Annotated in this window: 11 protein-coding genes; 8 read left to right on the forward strand and 3 right to left on the reverse strand. The window is 45.4% G+C overall.

Annotation, left to right across the window (positions count from 1 at the left end; translation table 11 throughout):
• Positions 1–20 precede the first annotated feature (20 nt).
• From AC1DPK_RS29080 to AC1DPK_RS29110, 7 genes are all read left to right on the forward strand, one after another.
• Complete coding sequence (locus AC1DPK_RS29080; protein WP_477512435.1) at positions 21–2,621, forward strand: DUF5696 domain-containing protein; 2,601 nt, start codon at positions 21–23, stop codon at positions 2,619–2,621.
• 24 nt (positions 2,622–2,645) lie between these two features.
• A complete protein-coding gene (locus tag AC1DPK_RS29085; protein WP_441878535.1) occupies positions 2,646–3,611 on the forward strand; it encodes a carbohydrate ABC transporter permease in 966 nt (321 codons plus the stop codon).
• A 5-nt stretch (positions 3,612–3,616) separates the two neighbouring features.
• Complete coding sequence (locus AC1DPK_RS29090) at positions 3,617–4,558, forward strand: carbohydrate ABC transporter permease (protein ID WP_477512436.1); 942 nt, start codon at positions 3,617–3,619, stop codon at positions 4,556–4,558.
• 44 nt (positions 4,559–4,602) lie between these two features.
• On the forward strand, positions 4,603–5,712 hold the full coding sequence (locus AC1DPK_RS29095; RefSeq protein ID WP_477512437.1) for a glycoside hydrolase family 76 protein: 1,110 nt from the start codon (positions 4,603–4,605) through the stop codon (positions 5,710–5,712).
• Positions 5,713–5,838: 126 nt separating this feature from the next.
• On the forward strand, positions 5,839–6,981 hold the full coding sequence (locus AC1DPK_RS29100) for a GntR family transcriptional regulator (RefSeq protein WP_477512438.1): 1,143 nt from the start codon (positions 5,839–5,841) through the stop codon (positions 6,979–6,981).
• A gap of 246 nt (positions 6,982–7,227) precedes the next feature.
• Positions 7,228–8,295, forward strand: coding sequence for a glycoside hydrolase family 76 protein (locus tag AC1DPK_RS29105; RefSeq protein WP_477512439.1), 1,068 nt, complete (start codon positions 7,228–7,230; stop codon positions 8,293–8,295).
• Between the two features lie 32 nt (positions 8,296–8,327).
• The gene (locus AC1DPK_RS29110; protein WP_477512440.1) at positions 8,328–9,473 is read left to right on the forward strand and encodes a glycoside hydrolase family 76 protein; all 1,146 of its coding nucleotides are present in this window, start codon (positions 8,328–8,330) and stop codon (positions 9,471–9,473) included.
• Positions 9,474–9,565: 92 nt separating this feature from the next.
• Here the strand turns inward: AC1DPK_RS29110 and AC1DPK_RS29115 are convergent, their stop codons facing one another.
• On the reverse strand, positions 9,566–10,384 hold the full coding sequence (locus AC1DPK_RS29115) for an SDR family oxidoreductase (protein ID WP_477512441.1): 819 nt from the start codon (positions 10,382–10,384) through the stop codon (positions 9,566–9,568).
• 146 nt (positions 10,385–10,530) lie between these two features.
• On the opposite strand from AC1DPK_RS29115, the gene AC1DPK_RS29120 reads away from it, so the two are divergent.
• On the forward strand, positions 10,531–12,402 hold the full coding sequence (locus AC1DPK_RS29120) for a beta-L-arabinofuranosidase domain-containing protein (protein WP_477512442.1): 1,872 nt from the start codon (positions 10,531–10,533) through the stop codon (positions 12,400–12,402).
• A 20-nt stretch (positions 12,403–12,422) separates the two neighbouring features.
• Here AC1DPK_RS29120 and AC1DPK_RS29125 read toward each other — a convergent pair whose 3' ends face one another.
• Both AC1DPK_RS29125 and AC1DPK_RS29130 read right to left on the reverse strand, forming a co-directional pair.
• Positions 12,423–13,700: an MFS transporter gene (locus AC1DPK_RS29125; protein ID WP_477512443.1), complete on the reverse strand. Its 1,278-nt coding sequence runs from the start codon at positions 13,698–13,700 to the stop codon at positions 12,423–12,425.
• A gap of 121 nt (positions 13,701–13,821) precedes the next feature.
• Entirely contained in the window at positions 13,822–14,751 is a 930-nt protein-coding gene (locus AC1DPK_RS29130) for a LacI family DNA-binding transcriptional regulator (RefSeq protein WP_477512445.1), read from the reverse strand.
• Positions 14,752–15,762: the final 1,011 nt, after the last annotated feature.

Here is a 15,762-nt window from a genome sequence, read left to right on the forward strand (position 1 = left end):
GTGGATAGGAGGTCAGCGATATGAATGCCAAGGGGATTATCTCTAGGCTATTGGTCATAGTGGTTGCCATTACGCTCGGGATACCGACAAATGGGAAAACGGCGGAGGCAGTTGAAGCAACAACAGCAGAAACAGCAGTTGCAGCAAAAGCAAGCCCGCCAAACATGAAAAAAGCTGTAAAGGATGGCGGATTGGCACTTGCTGCTGAGAACGATCGCCTCCTGCTGTACTTCGATAATGAATCGGGCGGCGTGGCGGTTGAAGATAAAGCGACGGGAAGCAAATTTTATTCCAACCCGCCAAGTGCTCTGGAAGACCCGAAAGCCAGTGATGCGATGAAACAGGAGCTTATGTCGCAGGTCAAGCTTGTCTATAATGTGCAAGGCAAAGAAGGCGACTTGGAAATGAACAGCTACACGCATGCGATGAAGCTGGATCAGGTGAGCTGGGGCAAGATTGATAACGGCATAAGGGTGGACATGGTTATCGGGCGCGAGGAACAGCGCATGCTGCTGCCGCGTCAAATTACGAAGTCCAAATTTGAGCAAAATGTTCTTGATCATATGGAAGCTGATCGGGATAAGAAGAAGCTATTAGCCTACTATATCCTCTACAGTCGTGCTGATGTAGAAGGGAGCAAAGGCAAGGAGCTGATCGCGAAATACCCTGTTTTGGAGAAAGAAGATATTTATGTGCTGAAAACCTCCGTCAAGGAGCGGGACAAGAAGGTATTGGAAAACTACGTCAAGGAAGCAGGTTATACGTACGAGAAGCAGGAGGAGGACTACGCCGAGGTTGGATTTGACGGAGATGATTCCGTATTCCCTTATTTTAAAATGAGTCTTGATTACGTGCTTGCGGACGGCGGTCTATCGGTCACTCTTTATAACGGCGGCATTGAATATGATCAATCCAGTTTTAATCTTGTGAAGCTTTCCTTGCTGAATTATTTCGGTGCAGGGCAAACCGGCGAGGAGGGGTATGTATTCCTTCCAGACGGCTCGGGAACGCTCCTCAATTTCAATAATGATGCAAGCAAAAATACGCTATTAACGACAGGGAAAATGTACGGGCCGGATTATGCATTAACGCAGTCGCCAAGAGGCAGCTTCAAACAAGAGTTTCGAGCGCCGGTGTTTGGCATCAAGAAGGATGGAGCAGCGCTATTCTCGGTTATTGAAGAGGGCGATGCGGTAGCGGATATTAATGGCGTTATGGGCGGCATTAATCACTCCTATAACACGGCGTATGCTAACTTCACCATTCGAAATAAAGACTCTTTTATTGCCAAAAATGCTTTTGAACAGGCTCCTTGGATTATTTATGAGAAAAATGCTTATACCGGCAACATCGTCATGAAGTACTTCTTCCTTACAGGCGACGATGCAAATTACGTTGGAATGGCAAAGGCATATCGTCAGTATCTCGTTGATAAAGGAAGCTTGAGCAAAGTGAGCGCCGAAGAGAACATTCCGTTCTACTTGGATACGATGGGTTCTGTCGATAAGATGGTGCGGAAGCTGGGTATTCCGTTTCGCAGCCAAGTGGCAGTTACTTCCTTCGATCAAGCGGGACTAATGCTGGATGAGCTGTCGCAAAGCGGTATCCAAAACATTAAGTTTCGCTATACCGGATGGTATAACGGAGGCATGAGCCATACCGCACCTACAAAAATGAAGGTAGAGTCCGTGCTCGGCGGTGCAAAGGGACTGCGCAAGCTGTCAGAGAAAGCGGAGAAGCTGGGGGCAAAGGTGTTCCCGGATGTGGATATGCTATTTGTTTCTTCTAATAAAGCATTCGATGGCTTTAAGCCGCAAAAGGACAGCATTCGTTCCTTGTTTCAGAAAACTAGCTATAAAGGGTTGTTCAATGTAGCTACGCTTGAGTATGAGAGCAGCGTGTGGGGAATTAATCCGGACAAAATTTCAGGTTATTACAATAAATTTTCCAAAGATTATCATTCGCTTGGTTTAAAGGCACTTTCCTTATCGACGATGGGAGAAAGCTTGAACTCCAACTTTAAGAACCGCGCTCAAATCAATCGACAGGACACAAAAAAAATAACGACAGACGTTTTAGCTAAAGCAAAAGAGGATTATGAGGATATTATTACAGACGACGGAAACGCGTACACCTTTCCTTATGTTAATCATATTTTGAACCTGCCTGATGAGGACAGCTCCTTCTCGATAGCAGATGCGCAGGTACCATTTATTCAAATCGCGCTGCATGGCTATATTGGGTACGCGAGCGAAGCCTTGAACCTAGCGAGCGAGCTGCGTCCAGCTGTTTTGAAAGCTCTGGAATACGGCAGCGGTGTCTATTTCAAGTTGAATTACGGGGAGAACAGCCTGCTGAAGGATGCTTCGTTGTTCGATGATTTGTACGCTTCCCAGTTTGATGATTGGGAGGAGAGCGCTGCAGCGATCTATGCAGAAATGAACAATGTATTGAAGCATGTTCAGGATCAGGCGATCGTGAATCATGAGCGGCTTGGTGAAGAGGTTTACAAAACAACTTATGAAAATGGTACAGCGATTATTGTTAATTACAGCGATAAAGGAATTGAGGTTGAGGGTACCGCAGTAGATGGATTGGGTTACGCGGTCATTAATCCTTAAACCAAGCGAGGAGGATCACCGGCAATGAACAAATTGTCTGCAGCCATAAACAAAAAAGAAAGGTTTAGGCTAACCGTGACGCAGAAGAGGGATCTGATGGGCTGGGTTTTTGTCAGTCCTTTTGTACTCGGATTTCTCCTGCTGTTTCTGGGTATATTCATTGATTCGTTGCGATTTAGCTTCATGGATGTAAATCTTCTAACCCAAGGCGGATTTTCGGAAAAATTCATTGGGCTGGACAATTACCATCAAATTTTAAGAGTGGACCCTAACTTTAACAAGCAGCTTTACGGTGCTGTTCAGAACATGTTATTCGATATTCCGATTATCGTCATGTACAGCTTGTTTATTGCCGTTTTGTTAAATATGAAAATGAAGGGCCGAGGAATTTTTAGAGCGATTTTTTTCGTGCCCGTTATTTTGGCAACTGGAATCATTGATAAAGCTGATTTAAGCAACTCGATTATGAATGCTTATCAGAGTATCCCAGGGCTTGATACGGGCGCGTCTATCGTGAATGAATCGGCAGGCGGGATGTTCAGCAATCTGGAGCTAAAAAAATATATGTTCCAAATGCTGGATTTCAGTCCGGCACTCGTTAATATAACGGTTGGCGCTGCGGAAAATATATTTGCCGTCATTAATAGTTCAGGTGTGCAAATTCTTATTTTCTTGGCAGGACTGCAGGCAATCTCCTCCTCCATCTACGAATCGGCCAAAATCGAAGGCTGTTCCGCTTGGGAATGCTTTTGGAAAATTACATTCCCGCTGATCAGTCCGTTGATTCTAGTCAATATCATTTATTCGATTATTGATTCCTTTACGGGAAGCAAAAACCAAATTATGCACAGTATTACGAACGCGATGAAGCTTGGCCAATATGGAACAGCCTCGGCTATGGCATGGATTTATTTTCTGGTAGCAGCCGTATTCCTTGTCGTCATTGGCTTTTTTGTCAGCAGATTCGTCTTTTATCAGAATAGGGAGTGAAAAATATGCGGGCTAAATATTTAAATCTGCATGCAATAAATGGCTTGTTCTGGTCGGTTATTCGCTATTTGCTTCTCATTGGGCTGGCGTTTCTCATCTTATATCCGCTGCTCGTAAAGCTCTCTAACAGCTTTATGAGCCCGCAGGATTTGATAGATGGCACGGTGCGCTTCATCCCAAGGCAGTTTACATGGTTTAATTACAAAACGGTCATCGAATATACGTCCTTTTTTAAAGGGCTGTCGAACACGTTCGGCATTTCCTTTCTAAGCGGTATTATTCAAATGCTGGTTTGTACGATGGTCGGCTATGGGCTTGCGCGGTTTAATTTTAAAGGAAAAAGCGTCATATTTTCTTTAGTAGTGCTTACGATTTTAATTCCGCCGCAAACGTATATGATCTCTCTTTATATGAAGTTCAGCTTCTTTGATTTATACGGCCTGATGTCTACCTTTACAGGAGGGACAGTTAGGCTGATGGATTCGATGTGGCCGATGGCGATTTTATCGATGATTGGTTTTGGATTCAAAAATGGGCTTTATATATTGATCATGCGGCAATATTTCAAAGGAATACCGAAAGAATTAGAGGAAGCGGCTTATGTGGACGGCTCGGGCTTGTTTCGGACGTTCAGCATGATCATTCTTCCGCTCTCATTTTCCATGATGATTACGATCTTTGTATTTTCCTTCTCGTGGCAGTGGACGGATAGCTTCTATTCCTCGATGTTCTTCAGCCAGTTCAAGCTGTTATCGAATTCACTGCTGGTTGGATTTGAAGGCTTGATGCTAGAGGGCGCCACCATTGGACTGAAGCAGGGTCAGCCTCTGACCGCCACCTTAACGAACACGATGTCATTATTAGTTGTTGTGCCATTAATCATTGTGTATTTGTTTGCGCAAAAATACCTCGTAGAGGGTATTGAACATAGCGGTATTGTCGGTTAAAAGGCGGAAGCCTGCAAGAAGAAGGGACGGATGAGGTGAAATTTATGAAAAGCATATGCATGCTGCTTGTCGGCAGTTTTTTCTTGACAGGCTGCAATGGAAATGAGGAGCGCTTGGAAAATTACAATAATCATGCGGAATGGGCGGAAGAGAAGCTCATCGAGCATTATTGGAATGAGAATGGGAAGCTGATGAACAACGCTTATCCTTATAGCAAAGAACGCGAGGAGAGCCTTAACTATTGGTGGAAGGCTCATGCCGTGGATGCCATGATGGATGGATATGAGAGAACGGGTGATGCTGCTTATACCGATAGGGCAGAGGGGATCGTCAAAAGCATTATTAAAAAAAATGGGTCATTGTTTAATGAATTTTATGATGATATGGAATGGCTCGCTCTTGCAGCGCTAAGGCTTTATGATGCAACCAAAAGCGAGACGGTTAAAGGTTATGTGCTAAAGCTGTGGAATGATATTAAGACCGCTTGGTGGGAAGATGAGCTGGGCGGCATGGCTTGGAAGAAGGATCAACGAGACAGCCGGAATGCATGCTCGAACGGGCCGGCAGCTATTTTAGCCGCAAGGATGTATGAGTATTTTGGCGATAAGGAAGATCTGGAGTGGGCCAAAAAGATATATGATTGGCAGAAGGAAAATTTGGTTGATCCTGAAAGCGGTCTTGTGTATGATGGCCTTAAGCTGGAAGAGAATGGTGATCTTAATGTCAATAAGAATTGGATATTTACCTATAACCAAGGCACTTATATAGGCGCAGCAGTTGAGCTTTATAAGCATACAAATGACAAGACGTATTTGGCAGATGCGGAGAAAACCGCTGCCTCGGCTATGAAATATCATACGGTTGCTGAGACCGGAATGATGAAGGAAGAAGGAACCGGAGACGGTGGACTGTTCAAAGGCATATTCATTCGTTATCTGATCCATTTGTATGAAGTCAACGAAAGCGTCCGAATTAAAGAAATGATCTTTCATAATGCGGATACACTGCTCTCGAAAGGCAGCACGAAGGAAATTGGCTTGTTTGGCCCCGCTTGGGATATGCCTCATCAGGAGCCTCTGGATATATCCGTGCAATTGAGCGGAGTTTTCTTAATAGAAGCTGCAGCCAAAATAGAAAGACTAGATTCGGAATAAGTTAGTATTGACGTAGCGGAGCGACGGCAGCGTCGTTGCTCCATTTCGCCTTTTCATATATTGATGTCGTGATAATAAAGTTGTATAGTTGATATATCAAGATACTATGACAAGGCAGGTCGGCTAATGGATAATCCTTTATACGAGCAGATTTATAATTATATTTTTCAAAAAATCAATGACGGCGAATTGAAAAAAGGGGAGCGTGTTCCTTCGGAAAAAGAACTTGCTGCCCAATTTAACGTTAGCCGAATTACGTCTAAGAAAGCGCTGGAGATGCTCTCGCAGTATAAACTCATTGAGAGAATACAAGGGAAGGGCTCCTTTGTGGCGGAGGTTTTGCCTGATCTGCAAGAAACGAAGCTGCAGAAGCAGTCAGAAAGCGTAGAAGCGAGGCCGGAAGATGAGGTTGTGCGCATTGTAGGTGTGATTCTGCCCGACTTTGGCGATTCGTTTGGTGCTGATCTTATTCGCGGAATAGAAGAGCAATGCGCGATTAGCGGCTGCGTCATGATGATGAAGCTGACTTACGATAATCGTGATGAAGAAGAAGCTGCCATTCGTGCTTTTGTGAAGCTGGGTGTCGATGGCATTGTCGTATTCCCAGGCCACGGCGAGCACTATAATGCTGAAGTGCTTAGACTCGTATTAAACGGTTTCCCTATTGTGTTAGTGGACAGATATTTGAAGGGGATTGCGGCTACCGCTGTGTATACAGACAACAGAAAGGCAGCCTTCGACCTTACGAATATTTTGCTGAATCAAGAGGGTCGGCATGTCGGTTTCTTATCGACGCCTGCAGACAATACGACGACGATTGAAGACCGAATACAAGGTTTTAATGATGCGTGCATGCAGCGTGGGTTTACACCTAAACCTGAGCATATTATGACGAATCTATACAGCTCTTTGCCGCAATCGTTTCAAACGATTAAAGTACAGTATGATATTGAGACGGTACGCCATTTCGTGGAAATTAATAAGGATCTTAATGCGTATGTCGTTACGGAATATAATCTTGCTCTTATTTTACGGGAAGCGCTATTGTCCCTAAAGAAACGGATTCCGGAAGACTATCAAATTGTTTGCTTTGACTCTCCGAGTCAGCCGTTTGGCGATTATTTGTTTACTCATGTTCGCCAGAACGAGCGTGATACAGGCAGGAGAGCTGTCGAAATATTACAGCGTGTTTGGAATAATGAGACTACGGAATTGAACAATATTGTGGAGCATGAGATTGTTCAAGGAAATTCTACCGTATCTATCTAATGTCAGATCAGAATAAAGGGTCGTTTCTTAGAGCTGCCAATATGGCTCTTGGAACGGCCTTTTTTTGTAGAAAATTACAGTCTGAAATGTAAAGATGACATATTGACATATTAACATGTGAAATATAGTATATTATTTGAAAGTGCTTTATATTGTACATTTTCAAAGAGGACGTAATCCCGTGTTAAAGCAATTTGCAGGTCGCGGGAAACCTAATGGATCAAAGTGAAACGGAGGTAGAGGAAGATGGCAAACAACGTAAAAGCTGCGTTCTGGGATATGAGAGCGGAGCAGGCTCAACGAACTTTGGATTCTCAGTTCTGGAACCCAAGTATCAGCTTGTATGACATTAAGACTCCATGTCCCGGCGGAGCGTGCAACACGATTTTTCATTATTGGTGGATGGCCCATGCGGTTGAAACGCAGGTGGATGGATGGAACCGTACGGGTGATTCCATCTATAAGCAAAGGTTGGCTATGCTTCATCAAGGCCTTCTGGAGAGAAACGGCGGAGAATGGCCTAACAATCTATACGATGATATGGAATGGATGGCAATTGGCTGGCTTCGCGCGTATTTGATTGATCAAGATGAAACCTACGGGCACACTGCGAAGTTGCTATGGGAGGATATTAAGACGGGATGGAATGACCATGTCGGCGGCGGAATTGCTTGGCAGAAAACGCAGCTGGATTATAAAAACACGCCTGCTAATGCTCCTGCGGCTATTTTGGCTGCACGTCTATATCAGGTATTCGGCAAGCAGGAAGATTTAGAATGGGCAATCAAGATTTACGATTGGCAGAAAGCTGTGCTTGTTGATCCTGAAAGCGGTTTCGTGTGGGATGGCGCTAACCGTCTAGGCGATGGAACTATTGATAAGGATTGGAAGTTCACTTATTGCCAGGGCGTATTCATTGGAGCAGCAGTTGAGCTGTACAAAATTACGGGCGAAAAAGGTTATCTTGAAGATGCTATTCGGACATGGCAGGCGTCTGTGGAGGAGTTTGCTTCGCAGGAAGCTAATGTCCTACCGGCAGAAGGCGGCGGGGATGCTGGCTTGTTTAAAGGCATTTTTGTTCGTTACGCAGGCGAGCTGGCCCTTGCGATGGGCAGCGGCAGCGGAAGTGAAGTAGCAGATGTATTGTATGCAAACGCATCGTCCCTATGGAGCAGCGTTTCGAGCCGGGGGGATATTCTTTTCAGCAAACGGTGGGATGAATCGCTTGAAGAAGAAATCGAGCTCAGCACACAGCTTAGCGGCGTGATCCTGCTCGAAACGGCAGCAGCTTTGGAGAAGTCTGGATTAATATAGAGTAGTCTAAGTAGATCCTTGGGAGGTATATCATGAGTACACCGAAACCAGTAAAGACGTTCCGTTTTGTTGCATTGTCGATTGTTGTTTTATTAATGACGTCCGGTCAAAGCGTCTGGGCCAAACCGAATAAAAATCAAAATGCAGAACGGGCTGAAGCGGCTTATCAGGCTCTACAAACCTACTTCTATCAGCCAGACACCAAGCTCTACAGCGAGAACAGCCCACATTCTGGGAACAACCAATACTCCTATGTTTGGCCTTATGCAGGGACGATGCAGTCAACTGTAGCTTTGGCGAAAATACCTGCGGTTGGCGAGAAATACAAAACCGACATTCAGAATCGATTAGATGGTCTAGCTGCATATTGGAATGACACGAAGACACCTGCAGGCTACGATTCTTACGTACGTGCACCGCTTGGCGGAGGCGGGGACATCTTTTATGATGATAATGATTGGATCGCAATAGAACTTATAAAAATTTACCGAATTACTGGTGATATTGCAGCTTTAGATAGAGCAAAGCAAATATTTGAGCTGCAAGTATCTGGCTGGGACACGGATGCCTCTCATGCTTGCCCTGGCGGCGTTTTTTGGACACAGGCATCGTGGAGCAAGGATCGGAATACCGTATCGAATGCACCTGCAGCTCAAATAGGACTGTATTTATATGAAATCAGCAAGGATACATACTATTTAGACTGGGCGAAGAAAATGTATAACTGGGTAAATGACTGCATGCTGGCGCCTAACGGGCTTTACTGGGACCATATTGACCTAAACGGAAATATTAATAAAACACAATGGTCCTATAATCAAGGAACGATGATTGGAGCCAGCGTACTTTTATACAAAGCAACAGGTGAAAAATCGTACTTGAACAAAGCAGTAAGCATCGCTGATGCGGCTTTGAAATTTTATGGCAGCTCGCGCCTCTACACACAGCCGATTATTTTCAATTCAATCTTTTTTGAAAATCTGCTGCTGCTGGATGACATGAACAAAAAATCGAAGTATAAAGATTATATACAGAACTATGCGGATGAGGTGTGGACGACGCTTCGGAACCCTCAGACGGGAGTCATTGAAATCGATCCGAATCGTTCAACTGAACTATTGGAGCAAGCGGCGCTGGTTACGATCCACGCTCAGCTGGCAGCTGATACGAAAAAGTGATCAGAGTGATGTGATTTAGCCCTCAATTTAGCGTAGTAGAAAATGCCTTAGGGATCCTCCCTAAGGCATTCCAACCCTGTATGCTTCTTTTTCTATAGCAAGGTTTCTGCCCCATCGATGTAAATTTCGGTTCCAGAGATATGGCTGGATTCCTGTGATGCTAGAAATAGCACTAAATCGGCGACCTGCTCAGGCTGCCCGGGACCATGCTCAAGAGGCTGGCTGCCTTCAGGGTAGTTCACGGGTATGGTGATTTTATCTACTTGAGGAGTCCGATGGGTGTTTTGCCCAATGTTCGTTTGAATGGCTCCAGGACAAATGGCATTCACACGTATTTTATATCGGGCAAGCTCTAGAGCAGCCATCTTGGCAAAAGCTACCTGACCTGACTTGGAGGAGCTGTAAGCAGCCATGCCGGCACCTGAAAAATCACGATTGCCATTAATAGAGCTCGTTATAATGATGCTCCCGCCGGATTTTTTCATATGGGGGATTGCATATTTGACGGTAAGGAAGGTTCCCTTTAGATTCGTTGTTAGCGTTTCATCCCATGACTCGGGCGACAGATCTTCGATAGGAGCGAGAGTGCCGTTAATGCCCGCATTAGCGAACACAATATCGATTCGTCCGAAATGCTTTGCGGCAGCTTGGATCGCTTCTTGCATCCGTTCAGCATTGGCAACATCGGTATCGATAAAGAAGGACTCGCCTCCTAATTCCTTAATTTCTTGCTCTACCTCTTCAGTACGGTTGTGAATGAGATCGAGAAGAACGATTTTTGCTCCTTGCTGTGCGAGACGCAGCGCGGCTGCACGTCCTATGCCGGAACCAGCTCCAGTGATGACCGCAACCTTATCCTTTACACGAAGCTGAGAAGAGCTGGAATCCTTCTGGTTAGCTGCATTGTTCATTACTAACGATTCCCTCCATTACTAGCTTATTTCCAAATTAGTATTCCTTTGGGGCAAATCATTTATTCTTTAAGGAAACGGGTTAAGGATCACTAGCATGGCTAGATGAAATTCAACTACATAAGCAGCATAGAGGAGATGACAAATTGAGCGCTATATTTTTGAACCGTGCACCGCTTGCTTCGACCCCTTTTCAAGAGCTGCCGCTTGGTGCGATTAAGCCGGATGGCTGGCTTAGAGACCAGCTGGAGATTCAAAGCGAGGGGATGACAGGGCATCTAGATGAATTTTGGAGTTATGTCGGGCCAAATAGCGGTTGGCTTGGAGGAGACGGAGACAGCTGGGAAAGAGGACCCTACTACTTGGACGGTCTACTTCCGCTTGCTTATCTCATTGATGAGGACAAGCTTAAGGCCAAAGTAAAGCCGTGGATCGAATGGACGCTTGCAAGCGCACGCGAGGATGGACAATTCGGGCCAGCCGCAAATGAAGATTGGTGGAGCCGAATGATTATGCTCAAGGTGCTGATTCAGCACGCTGAGCATACTGGTGATGAACGGGTAGAACCATTCTTGATGAACTATTTCAAATATCAGCTTGCGGAGCTGCCGAATCGTCCTTTGCAGGAATGGGCAAAGGCTAGAGGCGGCGAAAATCTCATCAGCATTTATTGGTTGTACAATCGCACCGGTGAGCCTTTCTTGCTTGAGCTCTCGCAATTGATTCAGGAGCAAACGCTGGACTGGATAGGCCTGTATGAAGACTATCCTTATTGGTACTTGCAGAAGGCATTTGATCACAGGGTTCATGTTGTTAACGTAGCGATGTCATTCAAGCAGCCAGCTCTCCGCTACATGCAATCAAAGGATAAGCAGCATATCGAAGCTGCATACAAAGGGATCTCAAGCGTGATGACTTACCATGGCCAAGTTAACGGCATGTTTTCTGGTGACGAGTGGCTTGCAGGAACTCATCCTAGCCAAGGTACGGAGCTGTGCTCTGTGGTGGAATATATGCATTCCTTAGAGCATTTGATTCGGATTACAGGCGATGGCTCCTTCGGTGATATTTTGGAGAAGGTTGCTTATAATGCACTGCCTGCCGCAATCAGCCCGGATTGGACCGTTCATCAATATGACCAGCAGGCTAACCAGATTATGTGTACGCATGCCAAACGCAATTGGACGGAAAACAACAATGAAGCCAATCTATTTGGCATTGAGCCGCATTTTGGCTGCTGCACCGCTAACATGCATCAAGGATGGCCGAAATATACGGCAAGATTGTGGATGGCAACGGAGGATGGCGGTTTGGCTGCTATCGCGTATGCTCCTTGTACGATCACAGCTGCCATCGACACAAGTACCGATGTTTCCATACGTGTAGCTACGGAATATCCATTTAGAGAAACGATAACGATGACAGTGCATGTAAATCAGCCAGCTGAATTCCCGATTAAATTACGAATACCGGAATGGTGCAGCGCGCCGGTTCTGTTGATCAACGGACAACAGCAGCCTTCTATGATCATCGAAAAAGGTTTTGCTACGCTGCGGCAGGTTTGGAACGATGGCGATGAGCTGACTCTTCGGCTTCCAATGGAGGTACGCACGATCAGCAGAGCTAACGGTGCAGCCGGCTTGCAGCGCGGAGCGCTTATGTTCGTTATCCCAATCAAGGAGCGCTGGCAGAAGCATCGCACATACGAGCCTTATCATGACTGGGAGATTTACCCGGAGTCGCCATGGAATTATGGAGTGAGTCTGAAGGGAAATGAACAGGGAAAACCTATTGTGGAAGCCGCAGCAATGGTAAGGCAGCCCTTCGCAGCTGAGAACGCACCGATACGTTTGCGAATGAACGGTCGCCGGATCCCGCAATGGACCATGGAGCTTAATTCGGCTGGCACTCTGCCAATAGGGCCTGTTGCTAGCAAGGAACCCGAGGAAGAAATTACGCTTATCCCGTACGGCTGCGCGCGACTTCGGATCGCCGAGTTCCCAGTTATTCAATCTTAAAACGTTGTCCGTCTATTCGTTTAGTTGAAGTGACGCATCTCCTTCATATACATGTAGGAGAAGCAGCCAATAATGAGCATTGCTGCGCCGCTTATCGCTATGATGACGGCAGGTCCGTGTATATCAGATAGGGTTGAGAATACGGCTAAGCCGACAGGCGGCGCAACGCTTGTTAGAGCACCGATGAGTCCAAATACTCTGCCTTGCATCGAAGGATCAATGGCTACCCGAAGTGCGATAAAGATGATCGTCGTACTGAAGGAGAAGAGGAAGCCAACCAGAAGGATAAGCGGCAATGCTGCAAATGCAGATGACATTAGTGATACGGCGATGAACATAGGCCCCATGAGGATCATGCTTCCAATGATCCATTTTCCTCTGCCTTTTAACCGTGTATCCAGCTTAATAATCAGAATGGAGCCCACGACATAACCGAGCGGGATGCACGCCTCCATAAGTCCGAATACAAACGGTTTTGCATGCCACACATTGACGGCCATGACTTGAATGAGCATGAAGGTGGACAGAAAGAAGAACATAACTACCGGTAATAAAATAACTGCTGCTCTGGCAAATGGATCCGTCCATACGTAACGGAAGCCTGCTTTGAGATCCTCTTTAAAGGTGGTTTGCGCCTTCTCCGTATCTCGAACTGCTGCATAGGGGAACTTGCCCGTGAAGAGTAGCAGCGCTGCTGAGAGCAGAAAGGTTACTGCATCGATTGCAATTGCAAATGCCCCGCCAAATGCAGCAACAGCGATACCTCCAAGAGCAAAGCCAGATATTCGGATGATGTTATCCGATATATTGATTACCCCAACGGCCTTGGTTATTTGTTCTTTATCAATAATCTCGACGAGCGAAGCCTGGAAGGCAGGCGTTCGAATGACCCCTGCAAAAGCGACGATGGCGGTCAAAATAACGATAAAAATAAACGGTATATTAGGCAGGTAAACAAGTACAGCGATAGCGCCGACGAGCACAAAACGGATAATATCTGTCACCCACATTAACGTTCGACGATCGGTACGATCCGCAATCGTACCTGCGAAGGAACCGAACAGCATGCTGATTACGAGATGGGTAATGAGTACAACGGACATGAGCTTGGCGCTTCCTGTCGTTTGCAGCACCCACAGATTTAGCGCAATGCTATGAAAGGTATTGCCTAGCAGCGATAGGCTGTAGCTGGAGAATACGGCAATGAAATTTCGGTTTTTCCACAGAGATGAAGCAGTACCTTCTTGCGGTTGAAGATTAGGAGCGCCGCCACTTGATTCTTTTGCTAATCCGAGCATAATATAACCTCCTATAAGAATGATTGACTTGGTTAATAATTAACAGCAGTTATTAAGGATATAGAGGATGACTTAATCGTTTAAGTTATCCTAGAAAAAGCAGAGATTACTCTGCGTTTGCTTATATATCAGCTTTTACAAGAACATATTTGTTTGCAGGGCCAGTCTTCAGATCATTCAGCAGCTGCATCATAAGCTGGAACGCTTCTTCTGGCTTGCGATCGCCAAACGATATCTTGGAAGCGGAAGCAGGGGCGATTTCTGGACAGCCTGCCGTGCAAATGACAGTTAAGCTTTTTGGATCAACGTACTTAGCTGCTAAGATGGCAACAAATTCGTTCAGAATGATGCCGGTCCGATCCGAATTGTGTTCTAGGAATGCCTTTAAGTCATGCTCTTCGTCCATAACGTGGATTTGATTGCGTCCTATTCCTGAATGAGTACAAATATGGTTAACGAGGTCTGCATTGTTGAAGCTGTCGATTATCAAAAAGCTCTCCTTAGGCTGTAAGAGCGATGCGAATGCATGAGTGAAGGCATCAGTATAATCGTAATTAACCTTATAAAATAAGGGATCTTCAATCATGCTGTCCACCACGATTAGAGGGACGCCAGTAGAGAAGTGGCTAGAAATCAGGTGGAAGTTTTCCTCCTTAACATCAACAACAAATACGCCGTCCAGCTTGCGTTCCGAGATAATATCGAGATTTGGGCTTGAGGCATCCAAGCTGAATAATACAACGTGGTAGCCGCGATCTGACAGCAGCCGCTCCAGCCGATTAATAAACTGAGAATAACGGAACTGCTTCCAGAAGCCTTCATTTTCCGCTCTGTTAATCAGAATGCCAATCAATCCAGACTTTTGCTTGACCAGCGATCTGGCAGCAAGGTTGGGTACATAATTCAATTGCTTGGCGGCATCGAGGACACGGCATTTTGTTTCTTCAGGTATCGTCTGATTGGAGACATTGTTGAGTACATAACTGACAGTAGCTACAGATACTTGAGCAGCCTTTGCAATGTCCTTAAGCGTAGCTTTTTTAATGGGGATACAACTCCTTCAACCTTAATACGATTGGAATCGTGAGAGCTTGCTAAAGCTTGATAATGACTGTTGGATTATTAAATCGGAAATGGCATGCTTAAAAGTAGTCACTTAATCGTTTAAGTAATTATTGCATGAATGTCAATTAAATGTCTAGACTCAATTTATTAAAGATTTCCTCAGACGTATCTCGGTGTAACGAGTAGTAGTAACAGCTGTAAGCATACATAGGTGCTTATTGAGCGAATTCGGCGTATGCGGCGGGTAGAAAAGAGGCTGTAAGCACGTATGTGTTCTTACAACGAGAAACTAGCTATAGTTACTGGACTGTAAGCACACATAGGTGCTTATTGAGTAATTTCGGCGCATGCGGCGGGTAGAAAAGAGGCTGTAAGCACGTATGTGTTCTTACAACGAGAAACTAGCTATGGTTACTGGCCTGTAAGCACACATAGGTGCTTATTGAGCAAAATCGGCGTATGCAGAAGGTAGAAAAGAGGCTGTAAGCACGTATGTGTTCTTATAGCGAGAAACTAGCTATGGTTACTGGTCTGTAAGCACGTATATGTGCTTATTGAGCGAAATCGGCGCATGCGGCGGGTAGAAAACAAGCTGTAAACACGTATGTGTTCTTACAGCCGAGAAGTAGCTATGGTTACTGGTCTGTAAGCACGTATATGTGCTTATTGAGCGAAATCGGCGCATGCGGCGGGTAGAAAAGAGGCTGTAAGCACGTATGTGTTCTTACAGCGAGAAACTAGCTATGATTACTGGTCTGTAAGCACACATAGGTGCTTATTGAGCGAATTCGGCGTATGCGGAAGGTAGAAAAAGAGGCTGTAAGCACGTATGTGTTCTTACAGCCGAGAAGTAGCTATGGTTACTGTTCTGTAAGCACACATAGATGCTTATTGAGCGAATTCGGCGTATGCGGAAGGTGGAAAAGAGGCTGTAAGCACGTATGTGTTCTTACAGCGAGAAACTAGCTATGGTTACTGGTCTGTAAGCACACATAGG

The organism is Paenibacillus sp. 01T424 (assembly GCF_056398745.1).

Bases quoted from the DNA above. Each gene is read 5' to 3' on its own strand.
- AC1DPK_RS29125 (WP_477512443.1), bottom strand. From the start codon at position 13,700: ATGCTCGGATTAGCAAAAGAATCAAGTGGCGGCGCTCCTAATCTTCAA.
- AC1DPK_RS29105 (WP_477512439.1), top strand. From the start codon at position 7,228: ATGGCAAACAACGTAAAAGCTGCGTTCTGGGATATGAGAGCGGAGCAG.
- AC1DPK_RS29085 (WP_441878535.1), top strand. From the start codon at position 2,646: ATGAACAAATTGTCTGCAGCCATAAACAAAAAAGAAAGGTTTAGGCTA.
- AC1DPK_RS29095 (WP_477512437.1), top strand. From the start codon at position 4,603: ATGAAAAGCATATGCATGCTGCTTGTCGGCAGTTTTTTCTTGACAGGC.
- AC1DPK_RS29115 (WP_477512441.1), bottom strand. From the start codon at position 10,384: ATGAACAATGCAGCTAACCAGAAGGATTCCAGCTCTTCTCAGCTTCGT.
- AC1DPK_RS29110 (WP_477512440.1), top strand. From the start codon at position 8,328: ATGAGTACACCGAAACCAGTAAAGACGTTCCGTTTTGTTGCATTGTCG.
- AC1DPK_RS29090 (WP_477512436.1), top strand. From the start codon at position 3,617: ATGCGGGCTAAATATTTAAATCTGCATGCAATAAATGGCTTGTTCTGG.
- AC1DPK_RS29100 (WP_477512438.1), top strand. From the start codon at position 5,839: ATGGATAATCCTTTATACGAGCAGATTTATAATTATATTTTTCAAAAA.
- AC1DPK_RS29080 (WP_477512435.1), top strand. From the start codon at position 21: ATGAATGCCAAGGGGATTATCTCTAGGCTATTGGTCATAGTGGTTGCC.